The organism is Pelomicrobium sp. G1, from assembly GCF_051905455.1.
Lineage (GTDB): Bacteria > Pseudomonadota > Gammaproteobacteria > Burkholderiales > UBA6910 > Pelomicrobium.
Window position 1 is genome coordinate 1 of the sequence record NZ_JBQACR010000091.1, and the last position, 499, is coordinate 499.

1 protein-coding gene is annotated in these 499 nt (G+C 67.1%); it reads right to left on the minus strand.

Translation table 11 applies throughout. The annotated features are described in order from the left end of the window. On the minus strand, window positions 1-499 hold a 499-nt coding region (locus ACTFO6_RS17605), incomplete at both ends, for an aldehyde dehydrogenase family protein (RefSeq protein WP_439935722.1).

The window sequence follows — 499 nt, forward strand, 5'->3', positions numbered from 1 at the left end:
TAGAAGTAGGAGGCGAGCCCGAACTCGGTGTCGTTGGCGAGCCGGATGGCTTCGTCCTCGGTCTTGAAGCGGACGAGGGGCGCCACGGGACCGAAGGTCTCCTCCCGCATGAGCTTCATGCCGGGCTTCACTTCCACGAGCAGGGTGGGCTCGAAGAAGGTACCGCCGAGGGGGTGGCGGCGGCCGCCCACCGCCACCTTCGCTCCCTTGGCCACCGCGTCGGCGATGTGCTCTTCCACCTTGGCGAGGGCCTGGGCGTCGATCAGGGGACCCTGCTGCACGCCTTCCTCGAAACCGCTGCCCACCTTGAGGCCCACGATTCTCTCCCGCAGCTTGGCAGCGAAGGCGTCGTACACCCGGTCCTGCACGAAGATGCGGTTCGCGCACACGCAGGTCTGGCCGGTGTTGCGGTACTTGGACGCCATGGCGCCTTCCACTGCTTGGTCCAAGTCCGCGTCGTCGAAGACGATGAACGGCGCGTTGCCCCCCAGCTCGAGGG